Origin of the sequence: Candidatus Pantoea multigeneris (assembly GCF_011752615.1) — a bacterium.
In the GTDB taxonomy this organism is placed as follows: Bacteria; Pseudomonadota; Gammaproteobacteria; order Enterobacterales; family Enterobacteriaceae; genus Pantoea; species Pantoea multigeneris.
In genome coordinates, this window is sequence record NZ_VWXF01000002.1 from 605,271 (window position 1) to 625,156 (window position 19,886).

Sequence of the window (19,886 nt, forward strand, 5' to 3'; positions counted from 1 at the left end):
AGAGAACAAACCTTTGACATCCTCCTCGCCCTTTTGGAAGAGCCATTCATTCAGGGCGGGGAGAATGTCTAAAAGGAATATGCGACCCAGGGCAATCAATGCATGCACCCAGGCGCAAAAATATTTTTTAGCAGTGGAGCGAGCGGCGCTAGCCAGATACTTTCCCACGCGGGTCGTCAATATGCTGCTTCGCCACATCATAACGAATGCCTTCGCGATGTAAGATCCGCACCTGTTGCACCACGGTCGCCAACGCGGTTAAGAAGGTTTCTGAGTGCTCATGCCGTTCGTAGGCCTCAATATCTGCCCAGCCTTCAGACAGATGGAAAGCATCGGGGTTAACCAGATCTTGCGAGAAGGCATAAAACAGACAGCCTGGCAGTTGTTGGGCTGCCTGCATTTCCGGTTTCACGGCATTGATAAAGGTTTCACGATCATCAGGATGCACTCGATAGTAAGCACTCACTATGATTTCAGTGGGCTGTGTTTTATCGTGATCGCCTGCTGTTGAAATGCGTGCATCAAAGGTATTCAGACTCATGGTTTATCTCCAGAAAGGGAATAAAGGGAAGATCAGGCGGCGTGCTCGCCGTTAAAAGCGCGCCATGCGGCCAGCGTATCCAGGGATTCACGCAGCAGTTTTATTTTTCCGTCCTCAGCGACCAGACGGCCAGCATAGGTCTGTTTATAGACCCGGTCTGTCCCGACGAGAGGGGCTTCTACGCTGTACTCTCCGAAGGCCTGGGTTGGGGTGTCGATAAAAAACTGAATATTACGGAAGCGAAAATCAGGCACTTTCACCAGCAATCCGGTGATAAAGGCTTCGATTTCAGCAGGTCCCTGCACGCGGTGAGGCAGACCCAGTGTTGCCAGATAAGGCAGCTCCAGCACGCCATCGGTGGCGAAGAAGGCCGCGGCGGCTTTAGGTTCCTGGATATTGTCGAGATAGCTTTGCAGTAGCTGTATGGCGGTTTTCATCAGAATGCTCCTGTCATTGTCGGTGTCGGGCCGGTATCGGCGACATGAGACAACAATAGGGAAAATCAGGAGCACACAAAATAGCAAAGAATGAAACTCATCATTTCATTATTGTAATGGATGGCTTGATTACTGCGGCCAGCGCCATTCCGGATTGCCAAGATGTCTGGCAAAAAAGTCTGACAGCACTTTTACTTTTAACGGGCGACTCCGCGAGGTTGGCGTGACAAAGTAGAGGCCGCCCTGCGTCATCGACCACTCATTCAGCAGGTGGACCAGACGACCATCTTGCAGATACTCCGCAACCATAAACTCAGGCAGCTCTGCAATTCCAAGCCCTGCCAGCAGCGGCGGTATCAGCGCGTCAGAGTTTGTCACACGAAGCGGGCCACTAGGCACAATATCTTCATGTGCGCCAGACTGGTGAGTAAATCGCCATACCTGACTGCGCGCACGATAGGCATAGCTGAAACACTGCCGGGCCGAAAGCTCACGCGGATGCTCAGGCATCCCGTGCTCAGCAAGGTAAGCGGGAGAGGCAACCAGATACTGTGTGACGGAACATAACTTACGCGCCACCAGAGAGGAGTCCGGCAGTGCCGCAATACGTAATGCGGCATCAAAGCCTTCTGCAATCAGATCAACCGACGCATCTGACAGGTGTAAGTCGACACTGAGTTCGGGGAACTGGCGAATAATCTCTGGCATCAGCGGGGCAACCCAGCGTAAGCCAAACGACATCGGCACCGCTAAGCGCACCTGGCCGCGCGGCTGTACAGACAGTTCATGGGCTTCACTCTCTACTTCCTCCGCCTGGCGATACATTTCTGAGGCTTTGGCCGCCATACTTTGACCGAACTCGGTTAACGCAATCTGGCGTGAGGTGCGGTTAAACAGCCTTCCGCCCAGACGCTCCTCCAGACGGGCCACTGCGCGGGACACGGTAGGCACGGAAACGCCCATGACGCGGGCTGCCGCCGCAAAAGATCCTTCCTCTGCCACTTTCGCAAACATCGCGAGTCCTTCGAAATCGGGGAATTTTGTCATTTCAAATCTGCAATGATGAGTTTCAAATCATTCTATTTTGAAAATCACTTTCCGTCGATATGCTTCTTCCATCGCAACAACGCTGGCTGTCGCAAATAACACACAGCCATTTGCACATGGACATGACAGGACTATCGCTATGAAAAACCAACACATCGCTTCTGCACTTTTCGCTTCTTCACTGTTAGTGGGCGCAGTCAGCCTTTCCGCACCGGCCTTCAGTGCGACTCAGACACCGCTGGTCACCGTTGCTGGACTGGATCACGTAGGGATCAACGTGCCGGATCTGGACAAAGCCATCAGCTTCTTCCAGACGACTTTTGGTGCCCAACTCGCGTCAGACATTACCCCCGGCGCTATACCGGATGCGTGGAAAACGGCTTTTAACTGGCGCACCTCCAGTGAGCTAAAGCGTTTTGTCATGATGCGGCTGCCGAATGGCACCGGAGTAGAACTGTTCCAGTACCGCGGCGCGCAAATTAGCCATGAGCGCCCGCATCAGGATGATGATGCAGAAACGCATATCGCGCTGAGCACCAATGACGTCGCCACCAGTTATCAGGCCATCAAACAAGCGGGTCTGAAAACCCTGAATGAGCCGGTGACTAACGCCGATGGCACCCAATGGTTTTACTTCCTGACGCCTTGGGGTGCGCAGATTGAGCTGGTCGGTAAAGTGAAAACAGCGCAGTGAAAAGAGGCGATATGAACAAGCACATCACCCGAGGTTTACTCCTGGTAGCGCTGCTGACAGGCACCCATAACGTATTTGCGGAGAAAATCACCATGAGCGTGACAACCACTCAGGCAGCACCTGTGGGACTGCAACAGCTTATCGATCGCCACTTTGCCATCTGGAACAACACCGATGCCGCAGAACGGGCGAAGGCGTTCGCCGGGGTTTACACACCAGACTTTTTCGTCGCTGATCCCGGCGGCCTGAATGAAGGCATAGAGCAGGTTAATGCCACTATCAGTCACGTGCAGTCACAGCATCCGGGCTTCCGTTTTACCCCCGCACCGGTGGAGTGGAACCACGGCATAGCCCGTGTGACCTGGGGCTACGGCCCGAAGAAGAACCCGGTTCAGGTTCGGGGTGAGGATATTTTTACCGTCAGCCACGGCAAGCTTTCGAGCGCCCGGGTGTTCCTCAGCCAGTAACGTCGTCAGCGTTGAAGTCAGATAAGTATTCCCCCTAAAAACAGAATTAATGGAGATATCACCATGAGCTTTATTACCACATCAGACAGCACCCGCATCTTCTATAAAGACTGGGGCGATAAAAATGCCCAGCCGGTGATTTTTTCCCACGGTTGGCCGTTGAGTTCAGACGCCTGGGACGGCCAGATGCTGTTTCTGCTGCAACAGGGTTACCGTGTTATTGCCCACGATCGACGTGGACACGGCCGCTCTGATCAACCGGCGTATGGTAACGATATGGACACTTACGCGGATGATTTAGCAACACTGCTGAATGCGCTGGAGATCAAAAACGCGGTGCTGGTCGGGCACTCCACCGGGGGCGGCGAAGTGGCACGTTATATCGGACGTCATGGAACCGACCGTGTGGCAAATGCCGTGCTGGTGGGTGCCGTACCGCCAGTGATGGTGTCTACCGAACAGTGGCCAGGCGGCACCGATATCGCGGTCTTTGACGGCATTCGTCAGGGAGTAATTGAGAACCGTTCAGACTTCTACCTCAATCTGGCGATCCCGTTCTTTGGCATGAACCGTGAAGGCGTCGCAATTAACGAAGGGCTGCGCCAGAGTTTCTGGCAGCAAGGTATGGCCGGATCGATTGTCGGGCAGTACGCCTGTATCAAAGAGTTCTCGGAAGTGGATTACACCGAAGACCTGAAAAAAATCACCGTGCCTGCGTTGGTGATCCATGGCGATGACGATCAGATTGTGCCCCTCGGCCATTCCGGTGTTTTGTCTGCCAGCCTGATCCCGGAGGCCGAACTGAAGGTTTATCCCGGTGCGTCCCACGGTCTGGCTGCGACACATCAAAGCCAGCTGAATAATGACCTGCTGACATTTATTCAGCAGTAACAGTAAACAGAACCTGACGGCATGTTGCGTCAGGTTCCTGTTCACGTCCTCTCGCTACGAGAGCGGTTATTTAACCTTCCAGGATGTCCTGCCGTTTTGATCTTCCAGTTCTATGCCTTGTGCTTCAAGCCATGCCCGGATCTCATCTGCACGCTGCCACTCATGATTTTGACGAGCGTCCTCTCGTGCCTGCACCTGAGCTGTGATGTACTGCATTTTTGCCTCATCCCACCGGGGGTTTGATTGCAGGTAGCGTTCAGGTTCCTGATAAAGAAGTCCGAGCACCTGGCCCAGATGTTTAAGCGTGGTGGCAAGGGCGGCCGCTTCGTCGGGCTCCTCTTTTAATTTCTGATTAGCCACTCTGGCAAGGTCAAACATCACTGCTAACGCCCGTGGCGTATTAAAATCATCATCCATCGCCAGCCTGAACCGTTCTTCCCATGCGGCGTGATCGCGGGACTCAACGTCACTGGCAAAACAGCAGACAGAATAGAGGCGAGCCAGGGCAGCTCGGGCAGAATCCACATTATCCGGCGTAAAGTTCAGCGGCTTACGGTAGTGACCGGAGAGATAAAACAGCCGCAGGACTTCGCCGTTGTAGCGCTGGAGCATGTCGCGCAGGGTAAGAAAGTTATTCAGCGATTTCGACATCTTCTCCTGGTCAACAGTCACCATGCCGGTATGCAACCAGTAATTCACATAGGGGCCGTCATGTGCGCTGGTTGACTGGGCTATCTCATTTTCATGATGCGGAAAGATAAGATCGGCACCGCCACCGTGAATATCAAAATGCGTACCAAGGTGATGGCTGTTCATCGCAGAGCACTCAATGTGCCAGCCAGGCCGTCCCGCTCCCCAGGGCGAATCCCATGAGGGTTCACCCGGTTTCGCTGCTTTCCACAACACAAAATCAAGCGGGCTCTGTTTCTGCTGGTTAACGGCGATGCGCGCTCCGGCCATAAGATTTTCGATATTCTGCCCGGACAGCCTCCCGTAGTCTTTTGCTGACGCGGTAGAGAACATCACATCCTGCTCTTCGGTCAGATAGGCATGACCACGGGCGATTAACCGTTCGATCAGGCTGATTATCTCGGGAATATGCTCAGTGGGCTTGGGCTCAACATCGGGTGGCAAGATATTCAGCGCAGCGAAATCCCGATGCATTTCAGCCGTCATACGGGCGACAAGTTGCTGCCATGCTTCACCCGTTTGACTGGCGCGGTAGATAATTTTGTCGTCAATGTCAGTGATATTACGGACAAATTTGACGTTATAACCTGAATGTCGCAGGTAGCGCACGATGGTATCGAAAGCAACAAATGTGCGCCCATGACCCAGGTGACACAGGTCATACACGGTGACGCCACAAACATAGATCCCAATCTGGTCCGCGTTGATGGGAATAAATGCCTGTTTTTCCCCACCCAACGTGTTGGTTAGCTTAATCAATGAAACTGCCCTATATAATGTGTTATGTTATAACATATCAAATAAAATTTACCGGGGCCATTTCTATGACCAAACCCACCGTCGCTGAGCAGAAAAAAATCCTGTCGATGCCCGCTGAAGACTACATGAATGATGCACAATCCGACTTCTTTAACCGACTGCTACAGCACGAACGCAGTGAACTGATTGGCCATCTTGCCTATCTGCGTAGCCAGCTTGAGCGCAGCGAACAACACGGCGATGAAGCAGACAAAGCCATTCGGGAAGAAGAGCTGCGTTTACTGTTTCGGCAGATCGACCGTGAAACTCGACTGGTACCAAAATTCGATGCGGCTTTAAAGCGGATAAAGCAGGGCGAGTATGGCTTTTGTCGTGAAACAGGCGATCCGATTGGCCTCGCGCGTTTGTTGCTGCGGCCGACCGCTGAACTCTCGATTGATGCAAAAATTAAACAGGAACGCGTTGAAGCGCAATACCGAAAATAGAAGCTTTGAGCGTTCTGGGCTGGTTTTTTAGCGACCGATACGTAAACGCTTGAAAAACGCGCTGATTGGGTGAAAACGTTGTCAGACAGCGAAGTGGTAAAAGCCCTATCTGCGCGGTAAGGGTTAAAAACCAAAGCAGCGGGATGTTGGTCATAAAACCCGGCGAACGTCTAGCTATACATAAAGATAATAGTGCCAAAATGAAAAGGTTCTTACACTGCGGTCAGGAAGCTATGCACCGGAACAGCAGCACACGCGACGCAGGGTAAACCAGAATAACTGATGTTGCAGCGCTGCCAGATCATCGTTATTGACCAGCACGCCCAATTGGCGTGAGGGACGAAAAACAAGGAGGACCTGTGAGTCCTTTATTCATTTCTTTGGGCGCTGGCGCGCTGATTGGCCTGATCTACTCGCTGCTTAAAGTCCGCTCACCCGCGCCACCGGCGGTGGCGTTAGTGGGATTGCTCGGCATGGTTATTGGCAGCACTTTAGGGGGAAAGTGGTTTCACAGTGATACGCCGGTCCTGGTTCCGTCAAATAGCCAGACTCAGCCAGGTGCTGTAAAGCAATCCGCCTCACTCACTCTTAACGCGAAACAGGCAAACTGAACATGCTAAAAACGTACTCTGTCTCGTTGCTTGTCGGTCTACTCGCTGGCTGTATTTATGCGGTGATGGGTGTTAACTCGCCTGCACCGCCGGTGATTGCTCTGGTCGGGCTGACCGGCATGCAGATAGGTGAACATGCTATTCCGATGATTAAAAGGCTGGTTCAACGCCAGCCGGTGAACCTGCATTGGTTTCGTCATGAGTATCACCACAAAATCGGCGATGACCGTTCGTCTCCAGAGGAATGATCGGTGAAATTTTCACCTATATCTCGATAAATGCCAGCAAGGCTACTTACTGACGGCCGTTTCCTGGCTGGGAGTGTACAGATCATTACGGTCTCCTGTTGCGATTGTTGAGCTGTGCTCACAAGGCCATTCTCATTTCACCTGCTAATTCCCCCTTGTTTCGCGTTATACACTCAGGAATGCACGACCAGCATCCATCAGGTGTGGTGCATTCACCTCTATAGCGTATTTCTCTGAAGAACCTACCGATTCGGAACAGAAGACAATGACGGCATTTATGCAAAAACAAACCCATCCTTTAAATGAGCAACAAAAACATCTCGCCCTGATAGCTGCTTTCGCTGCGACAGGCGAGCTCCCTCATTTGGGCGCTGCATTGGAAAATGGCTTAGATTGTGGCCTGACCATCAGTGACTGCCGCGAAGTGCTGGTGCAGCTCTATGCCTATGCGGGTTTTCCGCGTAGCCTCAATGCACTGGGGATATTAATGAAAACCGTTGAGGCACGTCACCTGAACGGTAAAAGCGATCGGGAAGGCAGCCAGCCAGGTCCGATGCCATCCCCGCAAGAGATGCTAGCGGCGGGCACACAGAATCAGATTGCGCTGGTCGGAAGTCCGGTGAAAGGCGCTTTGTTTGATTTCGCACCGGCTGCCGATCAGTACCTCAAAGCGCACCTCTTCGGCGATATTTTTGCGCGAGATAATCTCGACTGGAAAAGTCGTGAACTTGCAACGGTAGGCGCGCTTGCGGCTTTGTCTGGCGTAGAACCCCAGCTCAAGGCGCATCTGGGGATCAGTATCAATGTGGGGCTGAGCGCTGACCAACTCCAGGAACTGGTGCCTTATTTTAAAGCCAGGGGCGCGGAAAAGGCCGCGCAGCGGCTTGAAAACGAGCTTAACACCTTAACCGCGTGACAGCGCTGATGGCCGTGCCGGGTGCATCGCACGGCCTTCAGGGACGGAGCAGGGCAGCAGGTTACCGATCAATCATGATCATGCCTTTTCTTGTGCGGACGATTAATCGCAGTATTGAGTTCATGCAAACGGTTGATGGTTTTTATCGGCACGGTCGGTTCTGTTGCCGCTAATGCGAGCACCAGCACTTCTAAGCAGATCATAGGCGTACCATGCACCGGGATCCGCTCCTCTGCCGCACTGCGCGGAATGAAAATTGTGCAGTCAGCATGGTGCGAAAACAGCGAGTTACGCGAGCCCGTAAGTAAAATGACCTGAACGCCAAAGCGGCGCGCTTCCTCCAGTACCGTTGTCCCTTCGCGATGCGGACTGCGCTGCACCATCATGATCAACACATCACCAGCACGCATATGAATCAGCTGTTCGCTCAAAGATGAACCGGTGCGGTTCAAAACATAGGCGGGTTTGCCGTAACGATTAAACAGACGGCTGACGTAATCAGCCAGCAGGGCTGACGCGCCAAGACCAAAAATAGCGATGCGCTCTGCGTGGTGTAGCATCCCGGTGGCGGCGGCTATCGCCTCTCGGTTGTCCTCATCGAACATCAAATCGCAGGTCATGCGATAGCTGTCCACCTTCAGATTCACCGTGAATAATGTCACTGATAAACGCTACTGGAGCGCAGCGGGCAGTGGTCAGCTTGCGGTAGGCATGCCGAGAACCTTCGTGCTTTCAACTTCATTCGCGTTTTGATCTCCGGACGGCACAAGGCTTGCCTTATCACGGGGCAAATTGGTCACGCCTGAACAGCCAAAGCGAAAGGGGCCGGAAAACACCGGCTCCGACCTTGGTCACTCTATCGCGTTGGCGGTTGTGAGATTGACGCCCGGACCTCTCGCCAGGGATGCCCCCGCAGACGCGTGAACCGTAACATAATTCAAGGCACCGCTGACATATCTGGCCTGAATGCCATGCAGGGAGGAGATCGAGACCGAATTTAGTTTGAGATCGCGCACTGGTGCTTCGGGTAAGCCCGATAAAATCATGGCATAGCGTGCGCCGGTCGCGGTGAGATCCGTCACTGAAACGCCGGAAATCAGCGGTGTGGTGGGGGTTATTTTCTCCGGTGGAATCGCTGAAACCAGCGAATTTCCGGCTGAGCCCGCCTGGCCGCTGTAGCTGTCCGTTATCAGCAGCGGCGTAGCGACATTGTGCATGCGCACATGACTGACATTGAAAGGGCCGATAAGACTGCCACGATCCCGGCCCGATTTGATCCGGATGCCGTTTTCCGCATCGATAAAGCTGACGCGTGACACCGACACGTTACCAATGCCATTGATGGTTTCACTGCCAATCGAGATGCCATGTCCCTTGCGCATAATGGAATCAGAAATAGTAATATCACCGGAGGACGCGTCCGCAGCGGCAACGATGCCAGATTTAATCGAGATATGGTCGTCACCGGTGGAGATATCCGCATGGGCAATGTGAATGTCAGCGGAAGAGACAATATCAATACCATCGGTGTTGGGCGAGTCGGGCGGGTTGGACACGGTCAGGTGGTTCACCTCGACGTTGTGGCTGTGGCGGATGACCAGATTCCACATGGGGGAGTTGGTCAGCTTCACGTTATCAATCTTAACAAACGCACTGTTATTCAACTCAAACAGCCAGGGACGCGGCATGCCATTGGCGATCGGCACATCTTTATACCGCGCAGTAAACGCTTCTGGATGGCCCGAACGAACCTGTTTACGCAACGACATGGCGTCTGGCCACCAGGTTTGCTGCCCGCTTCCATCAAGGGTGCCACCTCCGGTCACGGCAATGTCGTGGACGTTATTCGCCAGGATCAATGCTTCTCTGTTTTGGGCCGCCCTGCCAATGAAAGCCGCTACGAAAGCTTTTTGATCATCCACGGCCTGCAACACGCTTCCCTTGTCGATCACCAGATGGATGTGATTTTTCAACATGATCGGGCCGGAAAGCCAACGCCCCCCGCTGAGTATCACCCTACCGCCACCCTGCGCAGCACAGGTATCAATCGCCTGTTGGATCGCCGTGGTATTAAGGGTGTGCCCATCGGCTTTGCCGCCAAACTGTTCAGGATGGCACGTCAACTCGCTGGCCCAGCTACTCGCAGGGGAGCACATTAAAAGCATGATGATCGCCGGAAGTGTTTTTTGCATGGTCATCCACAGTTGGTTTTATGCTCAGGGAATATGCGCAATAGACGCACAGGTGAATCACTATCATGCCGATAAGTGATTGTTTTTATAAGGGATGATGTTTGATTTTGGCGCGTTAATTGTCAGAAGATGTTGCGCCAGGTTATAGCCGGTAAGCCTGTCGCTGAGACATACATCCCGTGCTTTTACTTTTTTCTGACATCACCCGTTGAGGCAGTTGGCATTCACTTTGTAGGGTAATCCTCAACGTTGAGATCGCATCCAGGCCTGTTTCACGTTTTTCGTTTGCGGCGTGTTTTGCGCCATCATCCCCGTCAGAGCGTGCGGCTGGTATGCTTCTTCCAGAAACAGGATTTCCTCCGGGCTCAGTTGAAGATTCACTGCGTTTACCGCGCCATCAACATGATCTTTTTTTGTGGCGCCGACAACAGGAGCCGTGACTTTTGTCAGCAGCCATGCGAGTGAGATTTCCGTCATGGACACCTGATGCCGTTCGGCAAGCTCGGCTACGCGCTCAATAATGACGCTATCCTGTTCTGCCGTGCTGTCATATTTCCCGCGAGCATAGTCATCTTCAGTGGCTCGCCGTGTCTGGCCTCCCATGCATCCCATGCAGATGCGCGATACAAGCAAGTCACTTTTACCGAGTCGGGTGTACTGCATCTTTATTCTTCCTCAGGTTTAGTCACTAACGGGATAAGCTACTCCTGTAGCCTTTCTCCGATGATAGTGCTCACCGCACAGACCCGTACCTTAAGTTTGCCAGTAAAGCGGCGAGCCAAACGCCTCAATATAATAGTCAATAACGGCCCTGACGTTCAGTGGAGGGTGTCGGACATTGGGATAGATTGCGGCGATATGCTGTGGCTCGGTTTTGATAGACATCTCCAGTTCGGGTAACAGCGCGATCAGTTCGCCGCTTTTCAGTCTCTCCCCAATTAGCCAGTCAGGAAACAGCACGATCCCCATTCCCCCGAGCGCGGCAATCAGCAGCGTTTCGGCATTGTTGGAGGACATCAAAGGAGAGACGTGAAAATGCACCCATTCTTCACCCGGACGCCGCAGCAACCAGCGGTTGGGGCCGGACGAACCGCGATAGACAAGACATTTGTGCCTCGTGAGATCTTCAGGCGATTCAAGGATGCCGTACCGGTGAAGATAAGCCGGTGACGCGGCAAGATGATAGAACTGCTGGCCAAACGCGCGTGCGTGAAAAGAGGAGTCCGTCAGAACACCAATTCGAAACATGACATCAGCGGGGTCCCGGTGCGGATCGATGTAATCATCCGTTAGCGTGAGCTCAAGGCTGAGCCGCGGATAGCGCTCAATAAGGCCAGGTAAGGCTGGCGCAACATGCCGCTGCCCAAAGAAGACCGGTGCGTTGATGCGAATCATGCCGGAGGGCTCAAGCGTTCTTTCATTCAGCTCGCGCCGCGCCTCTTCAAGACTTCCCGTCATGGCACGGGCATAGCGCACAAAGAGATGCCCGCTTTCCGTCGGAATGACCGCTCGGGTGTTGCGGTAAAAAAGCTGCTGACCCAGCGCGTCTTCAATCTGATGAATAATGCGCGAGACCTGGGAAGCGGATATGCCCTCCCGGCGGGCCACAATTGAGAAATTCTGTGTCTCATACACATCGGTAAAAATCATCAGGGCGCGGATGCTGATGTTTTCGGGTTCACTCATTGATGCATATCCTGCACAGGTGTTTATCTGATTATGGCATTTTTCTCATCCATGGTAAGGCGTAATCTTCGGCACCAAAACAACTGGAGACTGATTGTTATGCAACTGATACTCATTTTAATGGTCATTGCCGGAGGCATGGGACTGTCCGTAGAGGCAGGATTGCTCGGGCCACTGGGGGGCGAGGTCGGGGACTTGTGGGCCACTTTCAGCGTATTTGGTGTGGGCGCAGCGCTGACTTTTCTGTTAATGCTGTTTTTCAGCCCGCGTAACAGCCCGTCGTTCTTTGCTCAGCCTTCCTGGCAACTTATTGGCGGCGTACTGGGTCCGGTTTACGTCATCATTTTGACAGTGGCAACACCGGCAATCGGCATTGCCATGACCATGATCGGCATCCTGGCAGGCCAGGTCTTCAAAAGTTTGATCATCGATCACTTTGGGCTGCTGGGAACACCGCACAGGAAAATCGACAACAAACGCATCATCGCGCTGGTTTTTATCATTGCAGCGCTGTTTATGGTTGCACAGAGGTAAGGTAACGTTATGACAATTATCATGATTCTTCTCGCCGTGGTCGGCGGTGCCATGCTGAGTATTCAGGCGGCTATCAACGGTCAACTGGGCAGTAAGGTGGGCGTGTTTAAAAGTGCGTTTCTGACGTTTTCGGTTGGTGCGCTGGTAACGGGGTTGCTGATTTTCTTCTTTGAACCCAGACATGCCCTGACCCTGATGGATGTGCCTAAATGGCAGTTGCTGGGCGCGATGTTTGGCGTACCGTATATCGTGATTATGGTGCTGGCCGTACAACGTATCGGTGCTGCGGTTGCCACCGTAGCCGTGATCTTTGGCCAGCTCACCATGAGCATGTTGATCGATAATTTCGGCTGGCTGGGCAATCCGCCCATTCCGTTTTCCGTGAGCCGTCTCGGTGCCATCGTCTGCCTGGGGATTGCACTCTTCTTTATTTATTCAAGCAGTAAGTCTAAGGCTGCACCGTCTGAGAAAACCCTGCGCCAGCCAGCGGTCAGCGAATAAGGTTTGCCCGTCTTGAGGAGTGCCGGAAGCGTGCCCGGCACTTCATCGCTGCCAGCCGGGCAGAGGTTGTTAGGTTATTCACCTGAGCACGTGAAGCAACGGCATCACGGAAGGTGCTTCGGCAAATTGCTCAATGTGTTGCAGTACCACGTTTGCGTTTTCCCGGAAAGTTGTGCAGGGGGATAGCTGGCAGCAAATCATAAATTTATCGCGAATTTCCTGCATGTTAGCCGCATTCTCTGGCCATCCTCGGCCATAGGCTGAGGCGAGAGTAAGCTCATCTCCGTCCGCTGCCCACAAGGTCAGTTCAAAGCGGTCAAACCTGTCAAAAGCCGCAACTTCCTCAATTTCTATGCGTTGAGCAAACGCAATGACCAGGGGATCTTGTGCTGCCACCGCGCTGAACTCGTTTGGCGTAGCACGACCTCTGAGCAAAGCATTAGCAATGATATAACGGGCACTGAACTGTGCATCGATTTCGGGAGTCAGGCTTGGGCTGTAAGACGAGCCACACACCATGCGCATCGTTGGAGACGCTTTCAGCCTTAAACGGGTTCGTGGATCAAGCCGGTATTTTTCAGGTACAGGAGTGTTAAGCAGCGTATCCGTCATTGCCAGCAAAATACTGCAATGCGGATAGAGTTTAAAACAGGTGGCTTCTTCCCCAAGAAAATCGACGCCAAGACGTTGAGTCAGGATATTGAGATCGGGTTTTCCCGGCGCATATAAATTGAAAAAACCATTTTCACCGCACAATACCCGGCGTGGTCCACTGATGCCTTCCTGAGCAAGCATGGCTGCTTCGAGGGCATGGCGAGCAACCAACCCCTGACCAAAGCGGACGGCGAGGGTTTTATCCTGATAGTGCTGGAAAGTGCCAATGCCGTAATCAAATGCCAATCCCACGGCATCACGAAATTGCTGCAAATTCAGTTTTAACAATCTTGCGGCAATCACGACACCTGAAAATAGCCCAAGAATATTAGAGTCAAACCCTCGGTAGAAAAAACCATTTGCCTGTGCTGCCAGGTTGATTCGCTGACCAAAATCCTGGGCTACAGCCAGGGCGGCCAGTGTTTCTAATCCTGAGGCTGCGCTGAGTTCAGCTGCTGCCAGGGCCACGGGAATATCCGATGAACCCGGATGCCAGCCAGGTGACAATACATCGCAAAAATCGAGTGCGCGTGCACGCACTGCATTAACAAAGGCGGCCTGAGGCGCGGCGAGTTTTTCCTGACTGCCCAACACATGTGCTTCGCCACATCCACTCCAGCGACGGGCAAGTTTAAGCGCAGCGTTGACGCCACTCTCCTTATAACCTGCTGCCATACACCCCAAATTATCCAGCAAGCGCTTGGTCTGAAACCCCAACACTTCGGGAGGGATCATGCAGGCATCAACGCGTGAAGCAAAGGCGATCAATTCTTCAATCGGATCATGTTCTGGCTGAGACATAAAAACTCCTGTTATTTACGCGACAAAGCTGCTGATTCCTGGGTTAACTGAAAACGTGGATGAAGCATGACCCCTAGCCAGAGCGTCATCGCCAGGCTGACCACACCGGCCCAAAGCATCGCGATGGAAAAACCGCTCGCCACCGCAGCGTGAGTCAGTTCCACTAGTTGCGGTACGCCAGCGGTGAAGGTATGTTCTGCGATCGCACTGCGGGCAATGCTGCTGGCGTGCAGAATATTTTGGCTGCTCAATTGTGCGTTCAAAGACTGCTCTGCATGAAGACTCATGAGGGTGCCGAGGAGGGCAATGCCCACAGTCATTCCTGTCTGACGCACGGCATTCATGGTTGCAGAGGCCATACCGGATCGTTGGGCAGGAACACTTCTCATCACCAGTGCACTGGTTGCCGGCATACCCAGCCCCATGCCGATCCCCAGCAGAGCCAGGAATAATGCAGTATGCAGGTATGCGCTTTCTGCCTGAAGTTGAGCCAGAAGTAACAACCCAACCCCAATGAGACCATAACCCGCAATCGCCAGTGCGTTGACGCTGAAGCGGGCGGTTAACCGACCAAATGACGTTGCCGCCAACGCCATGGCGATAAATTCCGGTGCCATACGCCATCCTGTCTCCAGCGGGCTCCAGCCCTGGGCCTGCTGGAGAAAGAGCGAAACAAAAAACACGCTGCTATACGATGAAAAACCCAGCACGGCAGAAGCCAGGTTATAACCGGCAAAATTAGACTGGCGGAAAAGGTGGAGTGGAAGCAGAGGGCGTGAGACTTTTCTCTCAACGGCAATAAACAGGAGAAATGTCACCAGTGCAGCAAGCAATGACCAACGTGCTTCGGGGCTCTGCCATCCCTGATCTCCTGCCGAAATAAGGCCAAACGTTAAAGCCCCTAGCCAGAGAATGCTCAGTATCTGCCCGATGGGATCCAACGCCGCATGGTCCGGATGCGCGCTCTCCTTGAGGCCAATCGCCCCGAGCACCAGCGCGACGATCCCAATAGGGATATTGATCATAAAAATGCTGGGCCAGCCTGCTGTGTGTACCAGGACCCCTCCCAGGATTGGCCCGACCACCAGAGATAAGGCGTTGACTGAAGACCAAATGCCGATGACGCGAACCCGCTGCTGCTCATCCGGAAAAGCATGCGCCAGCAGTGATAAAGCGCCGGGAATCACGGCAGCGCCAGCGATACCTTGAATGATTCTCCCTGCAAGCAGCCCTTCCAGTGAGGTGGATAAGGCGCAGAGCAACGAGCCTGCGGTAAAGAGCGCGACGCCACAGAGCCAGATACGTTTGCGACCAAACCGGTCTCCAAGTGGTCCTGATGAGAGGATCAAGGCTGAAAGGCAAAGCGCATAAGCATCAACCACCCACTGTAGCCCCGACATGGTGGTATTGAGTGATGAGAGCAGGGTGGGCAGCGCCACATTGACAATGCTGATATCCAGTGAAGCCATAAATGTGCCAAGGCAAATCGCAGTCACTAACGCTACGCGGTGAAATTTCTGCATGAAAACCCCTGTGATAAGAATACCGTGTTATTGAGAATGTTTATCAACATAGATCACGACTGACCGTCGGTCAATTGTTATGTATATTTATGTATGCCTGAATGGGGCGTCTGGTCAATGGGAATAACATTCGCTACGATGACCACAAAATCCGGAAGGGAGATGAGATGAACAGCACCGAAAAACCGAACAAATCACAGCCTCGCACAAAACCTGCTGAGGTTCGCCTGGACGAATTAATGGATGCAGCACAGCAGCTATTTATTGATAAAGGCTTTGAAGCGACGACGGTCAGTGACATTGTGCGTGATGCCAATGTCGCGAAGGGGACGTTCTACCATTACTTTACTTCGAAGAATGAAATGCTTGCTGCTTTACGTGAGCGTTTCACCCAGCATTTTATTGCAAGTATTCAAAAAGCGGTCGATACGTTTCCTGTGGAGGACAGTGTTGCGCGGTTAAAAGCCTGGTGTGATGCCGGTGTAAAGGCCTATATCGATGGCAGGCTGCTGCATGATGCGTTATATCACGATCATCATCACCCAACGCGAGGGAATCAGGATCGTAATGCGGTACTCGATCAGGTGCTGCATATTCTGGAGGAGGGAGTCCGTATCGGCTCCTGGACGCTGGAGAATCCAAGGCTCACCGCGATACTGATGTATCACGGCATGCATGGTGCAGTGGATGACATTCTGGCAGATGAAACCAAAAGCAGCGCCACGCTGGGTGGGGATCTTGCCCGGCAGTTTATGCATCTTTTAGGCTGCCTTCAGGTTGATTCCGTATCCAGAGAGACCCAGTAACCCGGTTCCCAGGGAACGGGCAGGAAACGGGCAAAGAGCTCGGAAAAGGTGTGATCGGCAGAGATATCGTTGAACAGATGTGGATGAAACCACTTTGCCAGTTGCAAGACAGCAATAAAACTGAACGGGTGATCGTAGAAAGGGTGCCAGATTGCATACACTTTACGCTTTTTAGCGGCGCTCAACGTTCGGTATGCAGGCCTTTGCATTAATCTCTCAAGCTTCTCCTTTGCCAGCGCCAGGTCTGCATTGGGCCCCAGATTAACCCAGTTTCCATTTGGCGAGTATTGCGACCAGTTGCTGCCCGTTACCAAAATTTTGTCGGGATTTGAAGCGATAATCTGCTCGGGGCTTAGCGCCCCGTAAGTATTATGAATGATACTCGCGGCAAGATTGTTTCCCCCTGCAGCTGTCACTAGTTCGCCAAAGTTCGCATTTCCCCATGAGAGGCAGCATTCATCGTACAATCCCGCTGCCCGCTCCATTAAAACGCGAGGCAACAGAGGATGCTCCTGCATAAGGCGTTGAGTAATTATGCCCAGATGATAGTCGCGATACTGATTTAACAACGCGGCACGTTCGGTCTGGTCAAATAGTTGCCCCATCAACGTAATACTGCGAGCGGTGTTGGCCATGAGATGAATACTCATATCGACATAGGCGATCGGTATGTTGGCGGCGTTGAGTTTTGCTGCCAGGCCGCTGGTTTCAACCATTGAACGCGTGTTGAGGTTTAGCACCATAATATCGGGGCGCAGACCAATCAGCTTCTCAAGATTAAACTGTAACTGCTGAATGCCGCTAAAGGTGGGCAACCGCGCCAGTTCCGGGAAGTAACGGCAGTAAAGATGATAGCTATCCAGATCTGCTGTGCGGAAATTATCACGCCATCCTATCAATTTTTCTAATGGGTTTTCGCGACACAGTGCTGCCACGGTATAGAAAAGATTGCCTTCGCCTAAAAAAATACGCGCTGGTCTGTGCTTTAGCGTGACCTTCCTGCCTGCAACATCCTCAAAAATGAATGGCGCAGTAACCTGAGATAACGCCTGGCTCACAGGCATCAGGGCGGCACCGCCTAACGCCAGTGCCTTGTGTATGAATCCTCTGCGTTGGTGATTCATGTTAAAAATTCCAACTGACAGAACCCAAAATGCTGCGTTCAGCACCGATACTACAATAGGGGGCACTGGTACAGCTGGAGACCCACGACTTGTTCATGACATTGGTGACAGTCAGACCCAGCTCGAGATTCCATAACTGGGGATCCCAGTGCCCCGGAGAATAGCGCACCGAGAGATCACCCAACCAGTTAGCCGGAACCTTAAAGGTATTGTTACTGTCTCCCCAACTTGCGCCTAGATAACGAACCCCACCCCCCAATAGCAATCCCTGAAGTGGGCCACGGTTGAAGCGGTAATCCACCCAGAGTGAGGCGTTTTGTGCCGGGACGCCGACGGGATGTTTACCCAGTGTACTATCCGTCGCCGAGGTGACCACGTTGTTAACCCATGCATAAGAGGCCAGCAAACTGAGACTTTCAGTCATCATCGCCCGGCCTTCAATTTCAATACCCCGGGATCTGACGGCGCCAGTCTGGGTGTAATAGCTAGGATTGAGCGGATCAACGGTATTCACATCACGCTGAGTTAATTGATAGAGCGCGATGCTGCCAATAAGTGCGCTACCCTCGGGTTGAAATTTCATGCCGGTTTCGTACTGGACTGCTCGGGTAGGTTTGAACGGCTGACCACTGGCATTGGTACCGGTTAACGGAGAGAAAGAGGAAGAGGTACTTACCCAAGGTGACAACCCGTTAGAGAAGGGATAAGTGACCCCTGCCCGGTAGCTCCATGCTCTGTCATCGGTGTCCATGCGGGTATGGGAGAGCCGGTTGAGAGTGTGAATCTGTGACCAGTCATGGCGCCCACCCAAAAGGAGATGCCAGTTTTGCCAGATAAGCTCATCTTGAGCATAAACTCCGGTTTGATTCAGGTGTTGGGTGGTGGCGGTACTTGGCGTCAGAACCGGCGTAAAGTTTGGGCGGTAATTGGCAGAGTAGGGATTAAAGGTCACGGTTTGTGACACCCAGAGATTCTTATCCAGTTTTGCCAGTTGATAATCAAGGCCAGTTAAAACACGATGCTCAACCGGTCCGGTATGGAACACGTCAGAGAGTTGGTTATCCATAGCCAGACTCTCCGCTGTACTCGGTGCATCCTGATATTGTGCCGTTAGCTGTGACAGGTCGGCAGTGGCTGCGCGGGTGAAGTCGCGACGCACCGCAGAGTTAACATAGGAATAGCGTAGGTTCTGTTTTAGTGTCATACCGTTATTGAAAGTATGTGAAAACAGCGATGTCACATCGTACTGGGTACGGGAAGAGTGCTCATGGTCAGGATTACTGTAGTTTTTATCGGTATCAATACGGCCATAGGGATTGGGCAGCAATCCGAGCATTTGCGCTGGCAGCGTATTGTAATAACCAGAACGGGGTTCCCGCAGATAGTGCATAAGTAACGTCCAGCGGGTTTTTTCATCCGGCTGGAAGGTGATGGAGGGGGCGAGATAGAGCCGTTTCTGCCGGGTATCTTCAATTTGCGAGCCTTGGGTTCCGGCCAAAGCATCAAACCGATACAACCAGCGCTCATCATCAGTCAGTGCGCCGGTCGAGTCCAGGCTAAGAGAGGTGGTTTGGTGATTACCCGCTTCAAACTTAAGCTGGTTCGAGGCTACAGTCGACGGACGTCGTGAAACCATGTCGATAATACCCCCTGCACCGCTCTGCCCATAGAGCATAGAAGAGGGGCCATGCAGGACCTCCACACGTTCTAATCCCCAGGTTTCAATCTGTGGGCTCCATATTCCGCTATTACCCAACACTTTTAAGCCATCGAGATAGCTATCGGCATCAAACCCACGAATGCGCGCAAAGTCTACATTACTGGCGAAGGCCCCAAACCTCTCCACGGCGACGCCGGAGTTATAGCGTAATGCCTGACTCAACGTCGTGGCATTTTGCACATCCATCTGGTCTCGCTTAACCACAGAAACAAACTGCGGCGTGTTTTTAAGCGCGGTAGGTGATTTGGTAGCGACTTCTGCTTCCGTAGCAACATAGCCCGTAGATGTTGCTGCGGCACTATTTTCAGATCCGTTAACCATAAGCGTCTCTTCATTAGCAAAGACACGCGGAGAATATGAAAGTGAGGTAGCCAAAAACAACATTATGGTGCCGGACCCAGCCGTGATTAGAGAAAATTTAGCGTTCATACCCCGTCCAAATAATAAAGTTTTATTAATGTTTATTTGTTTGCGTTCCGTTAAGAATTAAGGCGAAAATACGCTCCGACCGACCATCGGTCAATGTAAATAATTATCAATACCATTTTTTGACGGGGAC

General features: G+C 52.5%; 22 protein-coding genes. 10 read left to right on the plus strand and 12 right to left on the minus strand.

The genetic code is table 11. The features are described from left to right. Window positions 1–148 precede the first annotated feature (148 nt). From F3J40_RS08140 to F3J40_RS08150, 3 genes are all read right to left on the minus strand, one after another. The gene (locus F3J40_RS08140; RefSeq protein ID WP_167013546.1) at window positions 149–541 is read right to left on the minus strand and encodes a putative quinol monooxygenase; all 393 of its coding nucleotides are present in this window, start codon (window positions 539–541) and stop codon (window positions 149–151) included. A gap of 32 nt (window positions 542–573) precedes the next feature. Beyond that, complete coding sequence (locus F3J40_RS08145; RefSeq protein ID WP_167013548.1) at window positions 574–978, minus strand: nuclear transport factor 2 family protein; 405 nt, start codon at window positions 976–978, stop codon at window positions 574–576. 129 nt (window positions 979–1,107) lie between these two features. Further along, the gene (locus F3J40_RS08150; protein WP_167013550.1) at window positions 1,108–2,025 is read right to left on the minus strand and encodes a LysR family transcriptional regulator; all 918 of its coding nucleotides are present in this window, start codon (window positions 2,023–2,025) and stop codon (window positions 1,108–1,110) included. 139 nt (window positions 2,026–2,164) lie between these two features. On the opposite strand from F3J40_RS08150, the gene F3J40_RS08155 reads away from it, so the two are divergent. The 3 genes from F3J40_RS08155 (at window position 2,165) to F3J40_RS08165 (ending at window position 4,077) form a co-directional block, all read left to right on the plus strand. Beyond that, window positions 2,165–2,719: a VOC family protein gene (locus tag F3J40_RS08155; protein ID WP_167013552.1), complete on the plus strand. Its 555-nt coding sequence runs from the start codon at window positions 2,165–2,167 to the stop codon at window positions 2,717–2,719. An 11-nt stretch (window positions 2,720–2,730) separates the two neighbouring features. Beyond that, entirely contained in the window at window positions 2,731–3,186 is a 456-nt protein-coding gene (locus tag F3J40_RS08160; protein WP_205297249.1) for a nuclear transport factor 2 family protein, read from the plus strand. Between the two features lie 63 nt (window positions 3,187–3,249). Next, the gene (locus F3J40_RS08165) at window positions 3,250–4,077 is read left to right on the plus strand and encodes an alpha/beta fold hydrolase (protein ID WP_167013554.1); all 828 of its coding nucleotides are present in this window, start codon (window positions 3,250–3,252) and stop codon (window positions 4,075–4,077) included. Between the two features lie 66 nt (window positions 4,078–4,143). Here F3J40_RS08165 and cysS read toward each other — a convergent pair whose 3' ends face one another. Next, entirely contained in the window at window positions 4,144–5,526 is a 1,383-nt protein-coding gene (gene cysS, locus F3J40_RS08170; protein WP_167013556.1) for a cysteine--tRNA ligase, read from the minus strand. 65 nt (window positions 5,527–5,591) lie between these two features. Between cysS and F3J40_RS08175 the strand changes: the two genes are divergently transcribed. From F3J40_RS08175 to F3J40_RS08190, 4 genes are all read left to right on the plus strand, one after another. Continuing rightward, the gene (locus F3J40_RS08175; RefSeq protein ID WP_017346002.1) at window positions 5,592–6,011 is read left to right on the plus strand and encodes a TraR/DksA C4-type zinc finger protein; all 420 of its coding nucleotides are present in this window, start codon (window positions 5,592–5,594) and stop codon (window positions 6,009–6,011) included. A gap of 359 nt (window positions 6,012–6,370) precedes the next feature. After that, a complete protein-coding gene (locus F3J40_RS08180) occupies window positions 6,371–6,622 on the plus strand; it encodes a DUF1427 family protein (protein ID WP_167013558.1) in 252 nt (83 codons plus the stop codon). 2 nt (window positions 6,623–6,624) lie between these two features. Next, window positions 6,625–6,870: a DUF1427 family protein gene (locus F3J40_RS08185; protein WP_167013560.1), complete on the plus strand. Its 246-nt coding sequence runs from the start codon at window positions 6,625–6,627 to the stop codon at window positions 6,868–6,870. Window positions 6,871–7,135: 265 nt separating this feature from the next. Then, complete coding sequence (locus tag F3J40_RS08190; protein ID WP_167013562.1) at window positions 7,136–7,786, plus strand: carboxymuconolactone decarboxylase family protein; 651 nt, start codon at window positions 7,136–7,138, stop codon at window positions 7,784–7,786. 68 nt (window positions 7,787–7,854) lie between these two features. Here the strand turns inward: F3J40_RS08190 and F3J40_RS08195 are convergent, their stop codons facing one another. The 4 genes from F3J40_RS08195 to F3J40_RS08210 all read right to left on the minus strand — a co-directional run bounded on the left by F3J40_RS08195 (window position 7,855) and on the right by F3J40_RS08210 (window position 11,664). Beyond that, window positions 7,855–8,448 carry a MurR/RpiR family transcriptional regulator gene (locus tag F3J40_RS08195; RefSeq protein WP_167013564.1) on the minus strand — a complete coding sequence of 198 codons (594 nt, stop codon included), beginning with the start codon at window positions 8,446–8,448 and terminating at the stop codon, window positions 7,855–7,857. Between the two features lie 189 nt (window positions 8,449–8,637). Then, window positions 8,638–9,978, minus strand: coding sequence for a glycoside hydrolase family 28 protein (locus tag F3J40_RS08200; protein ID WP_240155344.1), 1,341 nt, complete (start codon window positions 9,976–9,978; stop codon window positions 8,638–8,640). A gap of 243 nt (window positions 9,979–10,221) precedes the next feature. Next, window positions 10,222–10,641, minus strand: a complete 420-nt coding sequence (locus F3J40_RS08205; protein WP_255464847.1) for an aldo/keto reductase — start codon at window positions 10,639–10,641, stop codon at window positions 10,222–10,224. Window positions 10,642–10,731: 90 nt separating this feature from the next. Further along, the gene (locus tag F3J40_RS08210; protein WP_167013566.1) at window positions 10,732–11,664 is read right to left on the minus strand and encodes a LysR family transcriptional regulator; all 933 of its coding nucleotides are present in this window, start codon (window positions 11,662–11,664) and stop codon (window positions 10,732–10,734) included. A gap of 99 nt (window positions 11,665–11,763) precedes the next feature. Between F3J40_RS08210 and F3J40_RS08215 the strand changes: the two genes are divergently transcribed. Together F3J40_RS08215 and F3J40_RS08220 are read left to right on the plus strand one after the other, a co-directional pair. Further along, complete coding sequence (locus tag F3J40_RS08215; RefSeq protein ID WP_167013568.1) at window positions 11,764–12,198, plus strand: DMT family transporter; 435 nt, start codon at window positions 11,764–11,766, stop codon at window positions 12,196–12,198. Between the two features lie 9 nt (window positions 12,199–12,207). Next, window positions 12,208–12,699 carry a DMT family transporter gene (locus F3J40_RS08220; protein ID WP_167013570.1) on the plus strand — a complete coding sequence of 164 codons (492 nt, stop codon included), beginning with the start codon at window positions 12,208–12,210 and terminating at the stop codon, window positions 12,697–12,699. A 78-nt stretch (window positions 12,700–12,777) separates the two neighbouring features. Here the strand turns inward: F3J40_RS08220 and F3J40_RS08225 are convergent, their stop codons facing one another. Next, window positions 12,778–14,154, minus strand: a complete 1,377-nt coding sequence (locus F3J40_RS08225) for an MmgE/PrpD family protein (protein WP_167013572.1) — start codon at window positions 14,152–14,154, stop codon at window positions 12,778–12,780. Window positions 14,155–14,165: 11 nt separating this feature from the next. Beyond that, entirely contained in the window at window positions 14,166–15,677 is a 1,512-nt protein-coding gene (locus F3J40_RS08230; protein WP_167013574.1) for an MFS transporter, read from the minus strand. Window positions 15,678–15,844: 167 nt separating this feature from the next. Here F3J40_RS08230 and F3J40_RS08235 point away from each other — a divergent pair, with 167 nt between their 5' ends. Further along, window positions 15,845–16,483 (plus strand): TetR/AcrR family transcriptional regulator, encoded by a 639-nt coding sequence (locus F3J40_RS08235; protein WP_017346016.1) that lies wholly within the window; start codon window positions 15,845–15,847, stop codon window positions 16,481–16,483. On the opposite strand, the gene F3J40_RS08240 is transcribed toward F3J40_RS08235, so the two are convergent. After that, on the minus strand, window positions 16,450–17,607 hold the full coding sequence (locus tag F3J40_RS08240; RefSeq protein ID WP_205297250.1) for an ABC transporter substrate-binding protein: 1,158 nt from the start codon (window positions 17,605–17,607) through the stop codon (window positions 16,450–16,452). The genes F3J40_RS08235 and F3J40_RS08240 overlap by 34 nt on opposite strands. Before the next feature lies 1 nt (window position 17,608). Then, window positions 17,609–19,648: a TonB-dependent siderophore receptor gene (locus F3J40_RS08245; protein ID WP_167013576.1), complete on the minus strand. Its 2,040-nt coding sequence runs from the start codon at window positions 19,646–19,648 to the stop codon at window positions 17,609–17,611. Window positions 19,649–19,886 lie beyond the last annotated feature (238 nt).